Below are 15,196 nucleotides of genomic sequence, written 5' to 3'. Positions count from 1 at the left end.
CCGGTGATGACTTCGGGGATATGCATCAGCGGCTGGATGAACATGATCACCGCCAGAACCAAGATCGCGTAGAACGCGCCGTGTTCGAGAAAGCGGAACTCGGATAGGACTTCGCGTTCGACCAAGGCGATGGTCATCGACCGCACATACATCGCGCCAATGCCAAGACCGATGGCGATGACAAAGAGGTTTTGCGACAGGGCAAACGCCCCGATCACCCCATCAAAACTGAAACTGGCATCCAAGACCTCGAGGTACAAGAACGCCCCAAGCCCAGCTTTGCCAGCGGTAAGACCGGCCTGATTGCTATCCAACATCCGGCCCAAAAACTCGACCGCAAAGAAGGTCATCATGCCATATAACGCCATGGTCACGAACTCGGCGCGCGCGCCATCGGGATAGAGCGTCGCCACGATCAATATGATCACAAGGGCCAGAGCCGCCTCGACACCGCGCATCACCGAACAGCGCACAGCCGCGTTCAATAGGCCCAAACCAATGTTCGTCCTTGTCAGGATCAAAGAAGAACGACAGCGCCACCATCAACAAAAACGCCCCGCCAAACGCGGCGATTTTTGGGTGCGCGACATGCATGATGTCGGCATAGCGATCCGGGTTGCTCACGGCCAATTTCAGCGCCTCGATCGGTCCGGTGCCTGCTGCGATGCTCACAACCATGACCGGGAAAACGATCCGCATTCCGAAGACGGCGATCAAAATACCCCATGTCAAAAACCGCTTTTGCCAAACCGGGTCCATTCGTTTCAGGATATTGGCATTCACCACCGCATTGTCAAAGGACAGCGAGATTTCCAATATCGACAGCACTAGGCAGATGAAAAATACCGACCACATGCCTTGCACAGTGCCGGTAAAGCGCCAACCGACCCAAAGACTTAGCAGAAGGCCCAAGGCGGTAAAGGAAAAGGCCCAGGAGAAATAGGTAAGGATCGAACGGGAAGACGTGACAGACATGAGCAACCCTATGGCAGTGCTAAATAAAAGGGCGCAAGGCAGTAGATGCACTTGCGCCCAGTGGAGGACCCTAGAAACTTAGGAAAACAGCATGCCGCCGTTGATATCCACATTGGTGCCGGTGATGAAAGAGGCCCCGTCCGACGCCAGATAAACCGCCAGCTTGGCGACTTCGTCGGAATTGCCTTCACGCTTTAGCGGTGTGATGTTGGCCACGTGGCTGCGCACTTCGGGCTTGGTAAAGGTGTTGTGGAAGTCGGTGTTGATCATGCCCGGACAGACACCGTTAACGCGGATTTTTGGCGCCAACTCTTTGGCCAAACCCCGCGTCAGGGTCATCACAGCGCCCTTGGAGGCACCATAGGCCGACGCACCGGGTCCACCGCCATCACGACCGGCCTGCGAGGCCAGTGTCACAATTGAGCTACCCTCCCCCATATGCGGCAGGCATTCACGCACCGCCAGCATCAACGAAGTGGTGTTGAGGTTCATGACGGTGTTCCAATGCTCAAGTGTCATTTCGGACATCGGCACACGGGCCACCAAACCACCGGTGACGTGGATCAGGCTATCGACTTTGCCATAGGCCTCGACCGTCGCAGCAACCAATGCTTTGACGTCTGCCTCAGAGGTCATGTCACCCTGAAGGGCAATGGCACTGCCACCGGCGGCATTGATCTCTTCCACGGCGGAATCGGCACCGGCCGAGCTTGAGTGATAGTTGATCACAACATTCGCACCCTGAGCGGCCAATTCCATCACACAAGCACGCCCAATATCGCGGCCACCGCCTGTTACAATTGCGGTTTTACCCTGCATAATCATTTGTATTTCTCCTGTTTTATCTGCCGCATCGGGCTCTTGTCTGGTGTAGCGAGTGGCGTCCCCACCGCCCTATGGGTTAGGCCTTGGCCAATTTTTGAACGACAACCTTGAAGCTGTTTTCATCCGCATCGGTGAAATACAGATCGCAGTCATAGCCCTGATCATCGAGGAAATGGAAAATCCGTTTCGGATCGGTCTTTCGGTACGGCACCAGCAGGGTCGCAATGCGGTGGCGTTTCGCGGCCGGATAGCTGGCGGTCATGCAAGTCGAAATTGGTAGACCTTCGACCTCGGACATATCCACACCGGGGAAACCGGTTTCCTGCGTGATCTCGGGCTTGCCACCTTCGGACCACAACACCTCGCCATAGAACCCGGCCTTTTCGCCGGTATAGCGGAAGGACCCTTTGCCAAGCTGGAACGGTCCATTTGCGTGCAAACGGAAATCAATGGTGACAGGTTCATCGGCGTCAATCGTATCGACAAAGACAAAGTAGCTGCCGTTGATGAAATATACTTCGCGCTCAACCCGTGTCACTTCGGGCGAGAGCAGCTTGTAAGCCGCTGTGGCCTCACCCTTCATATAGACATGGCCCTCGCGTTGTTCGGCCGCTAGGATTTGCCCGGTTGATTGCATCTGCTTGGCTTTGTCGCGATCCGCATATTGCCCTTTTCCATTGATCATAATGGCATTTTTCGAGATCGTCTGGCGGCGCCATGTCTGGTGCATCGAACTATTGAAGGCCACGTAATGCCCGGATTGAATGGCCAGATCTTCGCCATAAGCCGCGAGGCAAAAGGCGTTCTGATCGCCGTGCGAGTGGCTGATCGAGCCGAAAGGTGAGGCTTTGAACACAAATTGAACATGCTCATCCGGCACATCCATCTTGTGTTGGATCGCGACCCAACCGATCCCCTTGAACCAACGCAGTTGATCTTCTTTTGACGGGGCTTGTGCCTCGATCATCGGCCATTGTTGTTGATAGGCCATTTCATCGAAATTGAAGTCCCACCAACCCCAGTTATAGAAAGCCATCTCGGTGCCAGGATCGTTGCGTTTGATCTCGTCATAGTACCATTGATAGGCCCCGTTGCCGGTCACACCCGCATATTGGCGCAGGTTGTAACCGATCTTGAGACAGGGCAGATCACCCATGGTGCTATCATCGCCAAAGGTCGCGCGGCGGGTGTCGGGCGCTTTGGTATAAAGCGGCATGTCACCGGTTTTCTGAAAGAACGGGCGCTCATAAAGATCATAACCGGTAAAGGCTTTGAGCAGGTTCGCTGCGTCAATCAAATAAGCCTGACCGGTCATCCAATAATGCGGGCCTTCGGCCCAGCCACCCTGCTCATCGCCCCATGGGGTATAGACAGTCGAGAGGAATTCGATTGAGTAATCCAGCCACTCACGCGCCTCGGGTTCTTCGTCCAGCATGGCAATGCAACAGGGCACCAAAACCGCCGAAACGGCCCGCACGGCGTGGCTATCGTAGGGGAAGAGATGGATGTTGGCGTGGTCTATGATGTGTTCGGCAATCTCACGCGTGCGGATCAACAAAGCGGTGCGGACTTTGTCACGCTCTTCGGCGCTCAGCTGATCATGCAACCAATCGTAGCCCCAGCCCAACGCCAAGGTCACACGGAACGCCCATTCGTCGGTATAGGCGCGCGACGTGGTTCCATTTGGGTCCCAATCGGCAGCGGCCAGCAACCAGTCTTTGGCGCGATCCAGAAGCGCTTGATCGTCAAGAACTTTGCCGCCAACGGCGAGATGACGGATCGCATAAAGCAGTTCTTGGCAGTCGATATAGGTTTGACGCCAAACGGGCGGGGTCCGTTGATGGTTTTCGTAGCCAGCGGGCTCATCCATCACCGGACGTTCCATCCACGGCGCTACGGATTTTTCATAGAACGTTGACCACGCGCAGTGATCTGCATCTGCAGCAACGGCTTTTTTGAAGCTCGCCAACTCCTTGGGACCAAGCCATAGACGCGGGTGGCTCATATCGGATTTGGCATAACGTTTGGTGCGTCCGGCCAAGGGCACTTGGGTGGCGTCCGCCGTCACAGTAAAGCGGCGATTTGCGCTCCACTCGGTCGCGGCGGTTTTGGTTTCGGCGTCCCATTCCGCATAGGACCAAACATAGTCACCCGGCTCAAACACATGATCGGGTGTGAGGAAATTCAACGGTATATCGGAAAAGACCACGGCGTCTTTGTAGCTGTCATCTCTGGCAACGCGCAGCACATAGCGGGCTTCGTCATCGACAACAGGCAGCCATGTGAACCGTGGCGGATTTTCGACCGGCACGGAGCCATCCACAGGGGCGTATTGGATATTCAAACGCCCGGCGCGGGGTTGGTCCAGATAGTTTGCACTGGCTGACATCGAAAGGACTTCCTTTGGTGGAACATAAGATGTGCCGCCCGCAGGGGGCGAACGGCACGATATTCAAGCGAGGCTTAGTTATATTGACGGTCGTAGGCCGCCTGCATGACTTCCAGCACCTTGCTGTAACCACGTTTTTCAAGCTGATCCTGATAGTCGGCCCAATCGGCTTCGACGTCACCGGTACCCAAAATCCAGGCCTGTTGACGCTCAAGCATATAGGTCCGCAGCTGTGCGTTATACTTGTCGTAAACCTTCTGCTCGTCGGCGTTCAGGGACACACCGAGGAACTGATCAATCAGATAGTCACCTTCGTCATAAAGCGCGATGCCTTCGAGGGCGAACTCGTTCGACCACTGCTTTTCATACTCATAATCTTGGAAATAACCACGGGCATGAAGCTGGGCACCGATCTGATACAGCGAGGAGTTAACCGGACCTGCGTCCAAGAACTCTTGGGTGAACTGTGGCTCGCCATCAACCAACGTGTACTGAGCGCCTTCGACACCAAAGTTGACCAGATCACGACCTTCGGGAGAGAACCAGAAGTCAAAGTATTTGATGGTTTCAACGGGGTGCTCATTGGTGCCACCCATCGCCCAGCCATCAGGCTTGAACGGGATACGGCGGTGCTCTTCGATACGCTTGCCTGAGATCGAGGCCGGCGGCGCGAAGGCTTTGAACGAGAACCCTTCGATGTCTGCAGACAAACGGTTGTAGCCGGAGGTCGAGGCGAACCAATCGTGGGTCATGCCACCCATGTTTTCGGACAAGAGGAATTCGCGCGACGACGACCCACGAGTAAAGATTTCCGCGTCGATCAGACCTTCGGCATACCACTCTGCAAGGTTCTTGATACCTTCGCGATAGCCCTCACCGGCATAGGGATGCGCCAGTTTGCCATCGGTCACGTAGTAGTCGTGATAGGTATCAGAACCAGAAGAGCGACCGTCCCAAAGCGTCACCAGACGGATCAGCTCTTCCCATTGACGGGCAAAGTAAGGCACTTCGTCCTTTTTGCCATTGCCGTTTGGATCGCCATCACGGAACGCCTCAAGAACTGTTTTCAGTTCGTCAACATTGTTGGGGATCTCAAGACCCAGCTTTTCAACCCAGTCGTAGCGGATGAAATAGGCACGACCATATTTGCCATCAGGCAGATACGGAATGTAGTACATGTTGCCATCCGACGAGGTGATCGCCGATTTCACGTCGGGGTGTGAGTCAAAGTAGGCCTTCATATGCGGCGCATGCTCTTCGATCAGATCGTTGAGCGGGGTAAACGCGCCCTGTGGACCATACTGGTTCACAACATCACGGATGCGCGACGTGCCAATGATGTCAGGCAATTCGCCAGAGGCCAGCAAGAGGTTGATGGCTTCGTCACTTTGCGGCGTGTTCGACCCAAAGGTCTTGTTCTTGAGATGAATATTGGTCATCTCGCGCGCGGTCTGCTCAACCGGCCAGCTTTCGTCATAGCTGGTATAGCGCTTGTGGTGCATGTGGATCGTCAGCTCAAGCGGATCGTCCACAATCTTGGCACCATGGCCATCGGCCAAAACCGGAGTGGTCATCATGGTCGATGCCAGCGCCAGCGCGGTGGTTGTGAGTTTCTTCATGGTAGTCCTCCCTTTACCTTTGATATCGTTGTCTTTCTTTTCCAAAGTCATTCTTTCACTCCTCCCAAAAGGATGCCTTTGTTGAAGTATTTCTGAACAAACGGGTAGATGATCAGGACCGGGATAATCGAACATACGATGATCGCAGCGGTGACCGTTTCGACCGAATAGGGGGCTGTCAAAAGGGTCGAGGCAAACTCCTCGTCATCTGACAGGGTGGCGATGATCTGGCGCAGATAGACCTGCAACGGAATCTTGCTTTCGTCCTGCAACAAGACCATTGCCCAAAAGAAGCCGTTCCACCGTGCAACGATGCAGAACAAAGTCACGGTTGCGATGGCCGGTTTCGACAATGGAACAAACACTTTCCAAAGCACCTGGAATTCGTTTGCGCCATCCATCCGTGCCGCTTCTTCAAACGACGCTGGGATGCTTTCAAAGAAGTTGCGCAACAGGATGATATTAAAGGCGTTACACGCAAAACCGATGATCAGGCCAAAGTAGCTATCCATCAGCCCCAGATCACGCATGTTCAAGAAGAACGGGATCATCCCGGCGTTGAACCACATGGTAAAGGCCACCACGAGGTTCCAGAACCGGCGACCTATCAGTTGCGGCCGCGACAGGGCATAGGCCCCCGGAATGATGATGATCAGGCTCATCAGCGTTCCGCCGATCGTATAGATGAACGTGTTCAGATAGCTGCGCCAGAATTCCGGCTCACTTAGCACCCGTTCATAGGCGGCCAGTGTCAGGTCAACCGGTGTTAGGATGACCTTGCCCGCCGTCGCCGCAAAGCCGGAGCTAAACGACACCGCTGCGATGTAGATGAACGGATATAGCGTTGATAGCGCGAAGATTCCGATCAGAACCATGTTGGCGACAACAAAGAGCTTATCGCCACGAGAATAGAGATTCATATTTGCCATAATTCAGCCCTCACCACAGCGATGTGCGCGAGACACGGCGCGAGATTGTGTTGGCGGTCATAACCAGAACAAAGGCGACCACAGCGTTGAACAGACCGGCCGCGGCGGCGACATCGTATTGGCCGCCCTGCAAACCCTGTCGGTAGATGAAGGTGTTGATCACATCCGCGGTTTGATACGTCGCGGGCTGGTAAAGCAGGATGACAAGTTCAAACCCGATTTCCAGAATGTTGCCGATACGAATGATCAACATGATGATGATCGTCGGCATGATCGACGGCAGTGTGATTTTCCACATCATCTGCCAACGGCTTGCCCCATCGACCACCGCGCTTTCATAGAGCGATGGATTAACCCCGGCGATGGCCGCAAGAAAGACGATGGAACTAAAGCCCGCCTCTTGCCAAATGCCCGACCCGATGAAAATCGGCCTGAACCATTCCGGTTTGGTAAGGAAGTAGATCGGCTCGATCCCGAACCACCCAATGATCGTATTCACAATCCCCGCCGAGGGCGAGAAGGCGGTCACCACAATCCCGGCAATAATCACGGTCGAGATAAAGTGCGGAAGGTAAACAAGTGTCTGAGCGGTTTTCTTGTAAGTTTGGTTGAGAACCTCGTTGAACATCAGCGCGAGGATGATCGGCATTGGAAATCCGAACATCATCGACAACGCGCTGATAATCACTGTGTTTTTCAAGGCGCGAACAAAGGTGTCGCTCTCAAAAAGGGTTTGGAAATGCTCAAACCCAACCCACGGGCTCCCCGCGATGCCACGGAAGATGCTGTAGTCTTTAAAGGCGATCTGTAACCCGTACATGGGTTTGTAGAGAAATAAGATAAACCAGATGATGGTCGGGGCGAGCAGCACATATATCTGCCATTCACGGCGCATATGCTGCAAAAACCAGGCGAGTTTCTTTTGCATCTCGCCCTCCCTTAACCTTGGGTGGGATGGGCAAAGACATCCCCCGTATCTGCATCGAAAACTTTGATTTTCTCAGCGTTGATATAGACCTTGTCCACGTCATAAAGGTGGTCGATATCCCCGTGGGTCTCGGTCTTGATCACAAATGGCGTGTCGCCGACATGAGTGTGCAACAACGCTTCGGAGCCCAGAGTTTCCACCAAATCCAAGTCCAATGGTATGGCGCTTGCCCCCTCAACAGGGGTGATCAAAGCGTGCTCAGGTCGAATGCCGACAATCACTTTGCGCCCGGCCTGACCTTGCAACTGTGGCAACTTGGGAAGCTTAACTTTGGCCTCGCCAAGTGTCGCAAATGGCGCGTCATCGCCGCCTTCGACCACTGCCGTCAGTTGGTTCATTGGCGGAGAACCGATAAAGCTGGCGACAAAGGTATTCACAGGATTGTTGAACAACTCCATCGGACGGCCGATTTGTTCGATGCGACCATCGCGCATAACAACAATCCGGTCCGCCAGTGTCATGGCTTCAACCTGATCGTGCGTCACGTAAATGCTTGTCACGCCCAAACGCTTGTGCAGACGCTTGATCTCGGCGCGCATCTGAGTGCGTAGCTTGGCGTCCAAGTTGGACAGAGGCTCGTCAAACAGAAAGACTTCGGGGTGACGAACGATGGCGCGCCCCATTGCAACGCGCTGACGCTGACCACCAGAGAGGTCAGCGGGCCGGCGATCAAGGTAGTCAGTCAATCCCAAAATTTCCGCGACTTCCGCCACCGATTTGGCAATCTCGGGCTTCTTGGCTTTGCGGATACGAAGACCGAACGCGATATTTTCGGCGACGTTCAGATGCGGGTAAAGCGCGTAGTTTTGGAACACCATCGCGACGTCACGATCCTTTGGGGCAACGTTGTTCACATGGCGATCAGCGATTGTCAGCTTGCCGTCCGAAATTTCTTCGAGACCGGCGATCATGCGCAGGGTTGTCGATTTACCGCAGCCCGACGGGCCAACCAGAACAACAAACTCTTGCGGTTCGATCTGTAGGTCGATGCCATGCACAACCTGTACGGCTCCATAGCGTTTGACAATTTTGTCCAGGACTACACCCGACATGTTTCCTCCACTTTCCCCGCCGCCTCGTTGACAACAGTTCTTGAGTGACGCGAGCGTGTTGGGACATGCGCCGCCTCATTCAGTTTCTCGATAAATTCCAAAATGCCGGGCCGCTCTTCGAGGATGCGAATCTTGCTCTCAGGCGATCCGATATGCGCAATGAGTGCGGTCTGCGCCGTGTCTGGCCTGCCCTCCAAAACGGCTGAAACGATGCATTTGTGGTCGGCGATGGCCTGCTCGGAGCGAGTAAGGTTTTGCATGCCAAGCAAATGACGAATGCGAAACACGTCCACCTGAGACCGTTCGATCGCATCCCAAACACCGGCAACCCCAGCCATGCCCACGAACAGTTTGTGAAGACCCACATCCGCCTCAAAATAGGCCGGATAGTCACCAGAGCGACAAGCGCGCTCTTGCTCGGAAAGCTTCAGCAAAAGTGGTGCCGCAAAGCTGGCCCGATCGGGGTTTTGCGCCGCCAGTCGGATGGCCGAGGCCTCCAAGGATAGGCGGACAAAACACGCCTCCTTGTAACGCGCGAGGTCAATCGGCATGACGTAGGTTCCGCTCTTAGGAACAATTTTTACAAGTCCAGCGGCTTCAAGCCGAATGAGCGCTTCGCGGACCGGCGTCTTAGAAGACTTAAAGGCTGTTGCGATGTCTTGCTCCGACAGAAGTTGGCCGGGATGGAGATCGAGCGAAACGATCAACCTGCGCAAAACCTCATAGTATTGGGAAGAAAGTGGCCCCACGCCACTCAACTGATAGCCATGCGCAAAAGCCGCGACGCCACGCTGCTGCGCAAAACGTACCCTCATCTCCTCCACAGCACTGATCATAACACCCCTCCCAAGGCGATTGATGCAGCAACTGATACATTAGATGTCAAATTTTAACAATACAAATATTTACAAATATTCAAAATGAAAGCGCCTAAAATAGCTTTTTATTTCAGGCTGGTAGGGAAATATAGCGATCCATCTGCCAAAGAACACACCCGAAAAACACAAGATTCAGCTCAAAAAATAACAAATCTGGCTGGTGAGTCGCATTTTCGGCCTCAACAATTTGGATTCCACGCCCGCACACGCTCAATCCATTGACCGATTGGGCTGCAACACCTACCCATCGTTACAAATAAATACAAATCAACTGCAAACCTAAGGGAACTCGCCATGATCATTCACTCCAACAGCCCAGACGCATGGATGGAAGCTGCACCCGGCTCTCAGCGTCGCATCCTATGTCACAACAAAGACATCATGATGGTGGAGTTTCGGTTTGAGACCGGAACCAAAGCCCCCCTCCACAATCATCCGCATACGCAGACAACCTATGTTGACTCGGGTCGGTTCGAATTTACTGTTGGCGACGAAACCAAGATTTTGGAGCCTGGCGACGGAATGGTCATCCCATCCAATGTCATGCATGGCTGTGTGTGCCTTGAAGCAGGCTCGCTCAAAGACGCCTTTGCCCCACGGCGCGACGACTTCCTCGAAGCGCACGGTATTCCCGTCGATTAATTGCCTATCGGGCCTTCGAACACACGGTTGCGGGCGTTTTCAACATGCGCCCGCATCGCCAAACGAGATGCTTCCGGGTCACGCTTTTCAATCGCGTTGAAAATGGCGTGATGTTCTTCTTGAACCAATTCCAAACGATCCTGCGGCTTGGTGAGCGATAGATTCCGCGTCAGATTCATACCGGTCAGAATGTTGCTTTTCATCGACGTACGTGCGGCTAGGAAGTACTGATTGTCAGACGCCGAACAGACCGCAACATGGAAATCTTCATCCTCATCAACGCCAAGACGCCCTTCGAGAACACAACGATCAAGTTCGGCCAAGGTGGCGCGCAAACGTTCCATATCGGCTTCTGAGCGACGCAAGGCCGCCAAAAAGGCCGCTTCGCTTTCTATCGCAGCCCGAAACTCAAACGTTCGTTGAATATCGGCGATAGACCCAACCGGGGCAAAATCCAAAACTGCATTTTCAGGACGGCGTTGGACAAATGAGCCGGAGCCTTGGCGCGATACAATAACACCGTCTTCGCGAAGTTGCTTTAGAGCCTGACGCAGAACTGGGCGTGAAACCTCAAGTTGCTCGCTGAGCACATGCTCGGTCGGCAGCTTTTCCCCAACCGCGATCTCGCCGCTGGCGATCATTCCCAGAACACTTTCATAAACACGATCAGACAGAGTGCGGTCCCTCACAGGTTTGTCTGCACTTGCCGCCTTACTCCCCAAGGCTCCTATCTGCCGTTTTGGTGTCTCCACGATGCGAACATTTCTTTCGTTTTTGGGTCCGTTGGCGGGTACAATCCAAAAGTAGACGCACCGCTTTTGACCATTTCCATAACAAAGTCTTCAAAGACTGTCATTTCGATTGCTTCTTCCGCCATATCTTCTGCCAAATGGGCAGGCACACATACCACACCTTCATTGTCGCCCACGATGATGTCACCGGGGAAAACCGCCACGCCACCACAGGCGATCGGGTCGTTAACCGCCACCGCGTGATGCTTGGTGAGGTTGGTCGGCGCGCTGGGGCGGCTGTGATAAGCGGCCATGTCCAGCTGGGCGATTTCTGGCGTGTCACGAAATCCACCATCTGTCACCACTCCTTGGCAACCGCGTTGCTGCAACCGCGTGGCGAGAATGCAGCCGGCAGAGGCTGCTGATGCATCCTGCCGTGCGTCGATCACGAACACCGCCCCATTGGGGCACTCCTCAACGCCTTTGCGCTGGGGGTTGTCGCGGTCTTCAAACGAGTCCAGCCCATCAAGGTCCTCTCGGGCAGGAATATAACGCAGTGTATAGGCCGGCCCGACCATGTTTGGCCCAGGCCGAAGACGTTGTGGCCCTTGAAGAAAGATGTTGCGCAACCCGCGCGCAAACAATGCCGTGGTCAGGGTGGCTGTGCTCACCTGCATCAGCTTGGCCCGTAATCCGTCCGACATTCCTGCCGCATGATCGAAAGTTTCACGCAAAGTCATAGCTTTCTCCTTTGGTGGTTCAATCGGGATTTCTGACAACCGGATCGGTCAAACAGGCACGCGCGCATGACTGTCTCACTCAAACATTGATGGCAGCCAGAGCGAAACCGCAGGGACATAGGTGATTAGAATCAACGCCGCGAGGATGGCCAGGTAAAACGGCCAGATTGATTTCAGCGTTTCTTCGATCTTGATCTTACCAACGGCGCACCCGACAAACAGACAGGTCCCGACGGGTGGCGTGCATAGACCAAGCCCAAGGTTTACCAACATCATAATGCCGAATTGGATCGGGTCCATGCCCAGATCTTTGGCGATCGGTAGAAAGATTGGCGTACAAATCAGGATCAGCGCCGCCATATCCATGATCATGCCAAGCACCAACAGCATCATGTTGATCATCAAAAGAACAACGATCTTCTCTTCCGAGATACCGAGCATAAAGCTGCTCAATTTTGTTGGGACTTGGTACAGCGCCAGCAGGTAGGCAAAGGAGCTGGCGAAACCAATGAGAACCATCACCATTGCCGTGGTTTTCACCGCCGACATGACCGAAATCTTGAAGCTTTCCCAATCGAGGCTTCGATAGACGAAGGCGGTCAAAAGCAGGGCGTAGATCGCACCGAAGGCACCGGATTCTGTCACAGTAAAGACGCCAGACAGTACCCCGCCCACGATGATCACTGCCGTGATCAAGCCGGGGATTGCGGCAACCGAGGCGACCCAAACGGCTTTCCAACCGGGGAAAGGCTCAGACGGATAATTGTGTTTGATCGCGATGAAATAGGCGGCAACCGCAAGGCAGATACACATCAGCATACCGGGGATCACGCCAGCCAAGAATAGCTTGGAGATCGAGATGCCGCCACCGGCCGCAACGGCAAAAATGATCATGTTGTGGCTGGGTGGGATAACGATCCCAGCGATCGAAGAGGTCACAGTGACGTTGACCGCGTAATCGGCTTTGTAGCCGCGCTCTTTCATCACTGGAATGAGGATCGACCCAAGCGCAGAGATATCCGCAACAGCAGACCCCGAGATGCCGCCAAACAGCATGGATGAGAAGATATTGACCGAAGCCAGACCGCCACGAATGTGCCCGACCAAAGCCGAGGCAAAGCGCACCAGACGGATGGCGATACCGCCGTGCAGCATCAGCTCACCGGCAAAGACGAAAAACGGGATCGCAAGCAGGGAGAACACTGAAATACCTGAAATCGACCGTTGGAAGGTGATTAGAAGCGGGAAACCCTCGTACCAGAAGGCGGAGGCCGCCGCGATGCCCATTGCAAATGCCACGGGGACACCCAGCACGACACAGCCGGCAAACATGCCCAGAAGAATAGCCAAGCCCATGCTTAGGTTACCTCATCAGTTTCAAAGGGTTTTCCTGTTATCAGGCAATGACACCGGAACGCCGCACGGGTTCCGGCAAAGACGAACACCAGGCCACCGCACAACAGCGTGGACAAGGTGCGAAAGCTTTCGGGGATGTTCAGCATTGGCAACATGGTGTCCCAGCCGAACTGAAACAGTTCAAGACTGGCAATCGCCATGACAAAGCCAAAGACGGCAAGCATCGCATCGGTCAAAACCATGATCACCTGACGCAGGCGATCAGGTAGCATGTCACGGAATAGGGTGACGCCCAGATGGGTGTTTTCATGCACCCCGGCCGCGGCCCCCAGATAGGCAATGTAGCAAACCAGCAATAGCGCCAGTTGCTCAACCCATGTTGGTGTGACGTTCAGCACGTAGCGACCAAAAACCAACCAGCCAAATGTTGCGACCAAAACAACCAAGGCACAAGACGCAAGCAGAATACACAGCCCGCTCAACCGATCCAACCATTGCCGGATTTGGTCCGCAAATGTTGTTTCTTGTTCCACCAACGATCCTCCCTTCGCCGAAAAAAGCGCCCCGCGATCCGCGCGGAGCGCTCATATTGCGCGGCAAATTATTCTGCGTTGCGGAACAGATTAACCAGATCAGTCATGTCGGGGTTAGCCGCCAGATACTGCTCGTAGACCGGAGCCATCGCCGCCTGGAAGGCAGATTTATCTGCAATCGCGTTAACTTCGACGCCACCGTCCTGAACGATTTTCATCGAAGCGGCCTCCCGTTCTTGCCAGAGCTGACGCTGCAAGTCTGTCGACGCTTTACCAGCGGCGCGAACGATGTCCTGCTGCTCAGGTGTCATGGCGTCAAAGGTCTTTTTGCTCATGCAGAGGCACTCGGGGATAATGAGGTGCTCAGACAGGGAGTAATATTTGGCGACTTCAAAATGGCTGGTCGACTCATAGCTAGGCGGGTTGTTTTCAGCGCCATCAACAACGCCGGTTTTCAGCGACTGATACACTTCGGCAAAAGCCATTGGTGTGGCGTTGCCGCCCATGGCTTCGATCATGCCAACGAACAGGTCGTTGTTCATGACGCGCACTTTCATGCCGGCCACGTCATCAGGTGTGTTGATCGGCTTGGTACCGTTATAGAACGAACGCGCGCCAGCGTCGTAGTAACCCAGGGCAACGATGCCTTTGGCTTCGAGGCCTGCGGAAACCGCTGCACCTGCTTCGCCATCCATCAGTTCATACATCTGCGGAACAGATTTGAAGATAAAAGGCAGGGATACAACGTTGGTTTCAGGAACCGCCTGACCCATCGGCCCAAGGCTGAAGACACCAAAATCAATGATGCCAAGGCGCACCTGTTCGATTGCATCGGGCTGCGACCCCAATACACCCGCATGGAACACTTTGCCCTTAAGCGCGCCGTCGGTCTTTTCGGTAACTTCCGCCATGAAGGATTCCATGCCGTGCGAGACGGGATAGTCTTCTACGTGGATGTTCCAACCGCGCCAGTCTTTGGCTTCGGCCGCAAGGGCGGACATTGTCAGCGCGACAGCCGTCAGCGCACCAAGTCCAGCAAACTTGTTCAAAATCATTATCACTCCTCCTCAGGATAATTTGTCTGCCAATATGGGTACTTTGATTACAAATTTTTACAACTAATAATTTGAAAACTCAAATGAGGTAAGTTCACTTCAGATGTGGCACGATCTGTATTTTTTCTTTTATTTTCTTAGAAATATGGGAAGGACCCCCATTTGTTTCACTGCCAGAAAATCCAATTTCGCTCAGGTGAAAACATGTCATCAACGCTCAGAATGCAAAGTACACCACCTCAATTAGGGCAAATTCGTAAACAGTAAAACGGCCTAAAAATGTGATTCTCCGAATCAGACGAATCGGCAAAACGGGTGCTTCCACGAACGTTCAACCTGCCCTGCACCCCACATCGCCTAATCGGAGGGAGAGCCGCGATTCATCCCGCAATTTTGAGGTTAGACGACAGGACAACAATATGCGCTGGCGGCCTTTGCTTGCCATCTAACATGTGTTGCGACCGCTCCTTCAATAGCAAGTCGA

General features: G+C 54.0%; 15 protein-coding genes. 1 reads left to right on the top strand and 14 read right to left on the bottom strand.

Going from position 1 to position 15,196, the window contains the following annotated elements; all coding sequences use genetic code 11:
• The 9 genes from AC5EFR_RS19880 to AC5EFR_RS19840 all read right to left on the bottom strand — a co-directional run.
• On the bottom strand, window positions 1-413 hold a 413-nt coding region (locus AC5EFR_RS19880), incomplete at its 3' end, for a DUF475 domain-containing protein (RefSeq protein WP_493577477.1).
• Window positions 307-975 (bottom strand): DUF475 domain-containing protein, encoded by a 669-nt coding sequence (locus AC5EFR_RS19875; protein ID WP_493577476.1) that lies wholly within the window; start codon window positions 973-975, stop codon window positions 307-309. The genes AC5EFR_RS19875 and AC5EFR_RS19880, both read right to left, overlap by 107 nt.
• 78 nt (window positions 976-1,053) lie before the next feature.
• Window positions 1,054-1,800, bottom strand: coding sequence for an SDR family NAD(P)-dependent oxidoreductase (locus AC5EFR_RS19870; protein WP_493577475.1), 747 nt, complete (start codon window positions 1,798-1,800; stop codon window positions 1,054-1,056).
• Window positions 1,801-1,876: 76 nt separating this feature from the next.
• A complete protein-coding gene (locus tag AC5EFR_RS19865; protein ID WP_493577474.1) occupies window positions 1,877-4,189 on the bottom strand; it encodes a heparinase II/III domain-containing protein in 2,313 nt (770 codons plus the stop codon).
• A 74-nt stretch (window positions 4,190-4,263) separates the two neighbouring features.
• Window positions 4,264-5,808: a type 2 periplasmic-binding domain-containing protein gene (locus AC5EFR_RS19860; RefSeq protein ID WP_493577473.1), complete on the bottom strand. Its 1,545-nt coding sequence runs from the start codon at window positions 5,806-5,808 to the stop codon at window positions 4,264-4,266.
• Window positions 5,809-5,855: 47 nt separating this feature from the next.
• Window positions 5,856-6,737 carry a carbohydrate ABC transporter permease gene (locus AC5EFR_RS19855; protein WP_493577472.1) on the bottom strand — a complete coding sequence of 294 codons (882 nt, stop codon included), beginning with the start codon at window positions 6,735-6,737 and terminating at the stop codon, window positions 5,856-5,858.
• 10 nt (window positions 6,738-6,747) lie between these two features.
• Window positions 6,748-7,665 carry an ABC transporter permease gene (locus AC5EFR_RS19850; RefSeq protein ID WP_493577471.1) on the bottom strand — a complete coding sequence of 306 codons (918 nt, stop codon included), beginning with the start codon at window positions 7,663-7,665 and terminating at the stop codon, window positions 6,748-6,750.
• A gap of 11 nt (window positions 7,666-7,676) precedes the next feature.
• A complete protein-coding gene (locus AC5EFR_RS19845) occupies window positions 7,677-8,777 on the bottom strand; it encodes an ABC transporter ATP-binding protein (protein WP_493577470.1) in 1,101 nt (366 codons plus the stop codon).
• Window positions 8,765-9,592 (bottom strand): GntR family transcriptional regulator, encoded by an 828-nt coding sequence (locus AC5EFR_RS19840; RefSeq protein WP_493577469.1) that lies wholly within the window; start codon window positions 9,590-9,592, stop codon window positions 8,765-8,767. Before AC5EFR_RS19840 ends, AC5EFR_RS19845 begins: the two co-directional genes overlap by 13 nt.
• A gap of 357 nt (window positions 9,593-9,949) precedes the next feature.
• Here AC5EFR_RS19840 and AC5EFR_RS19835 point away from each other — a divergent pair, with 357 nt between their 5' ends.
• Window positions 9,950-10,297 (top strand): cupin domain-containing protein, encoded by a 348-nt coding sequence (locus AC5EFR_RS19835; RefSeq protein WP_493577468.1) that lies wholly within the window; start codon window positions 9,950-9,952, stop codon window positions 10,295-10,297.
• Here the strand turns inward: AC5EFR_RS19835 and AC5EFR_RS19830 are convergent.
• The 5 genes from AC5EFR_RS19830 to AC5EFR_RS19810 form a co-directional block, all read right to left on the bottom strand.
• Window positions 10,294-10,986: a FadR/GntR family transcriptional regulator gene (locus AC5EFR_RS19830; RefSeq protein WP_493577467.1), complete on the bottom strand. Its 693-nt coding sequence runs from the start codon at window positions 10,984-10,986 to the stop codon at window positions 10,294-10,296. The genes AC5EFR_RS19835 and AC5EFR_RS19830 overlap by 4 nt on opposite strands.
• Before the next feature lie 38 nt (window positions 10,987-11,024).
• Window positions 11,025-11,768, bottom strand: coding sequence for a ribonuclease activity regulator RraA (locus AC5EFR_RS19825; protein ID WP_493577466.1), 744 nt, complete (start codon window positions 11,766-11,768; stop codon window positions 11,025-11,027).
• A gap of 75 nt (window positions 11,769-11,843) precedes the next feature.
• Complete coding sequence (locus AC5EFR_RS19820) at window positions 11,844-13,124, bottom strand: TRAP transporter large permease (RefSeq protein WP_299926315.1); 1,281 nt, start codon at window positions 13,122-13,124, stop codon at window positions 11,844-11,846.
• Window positions 13,125-13,126: 2 nt separating this feature from the next.
• Window positions 13,127-13,657 carry a TRAP transporter small permease gene (locus AC5EFR_RS19815; RefSeq protein ID WP_493577465.1) on the bottom strand — a complete coding sequence of 177 codons (531 nt, stop codon included), beginning with the start codon at window positions 13,655-13,657 and terminating at the stop codon, window positions 13,127-13,129.
• Between the two features lie 68 nt (window positions 13,658-13,725).
• The gene (locus AC5EFR_RS19810; protein WP_493577464.1) at window positions 13,726-14,712 is read right to left on the bottom strand and encodes a TRAP transporter substrate-binding protein; all 987 of its coding nucleotides are present in this window, start codon (window positions 14,710-14,712) and stop codon (window positions 13,726-13,728) included.
• Between the last annotated feature and the right edge of the window lie 484 nt (window positions 14,713-15,196).

The sequence above is a fragment of the Pelagimonas sp. genome, from assembly GCF_058892305.1.
Note: the sequence above shows the minus strand (reverse complement) of the source record. Positions and strands in the feature narration are given on the sequence as shown.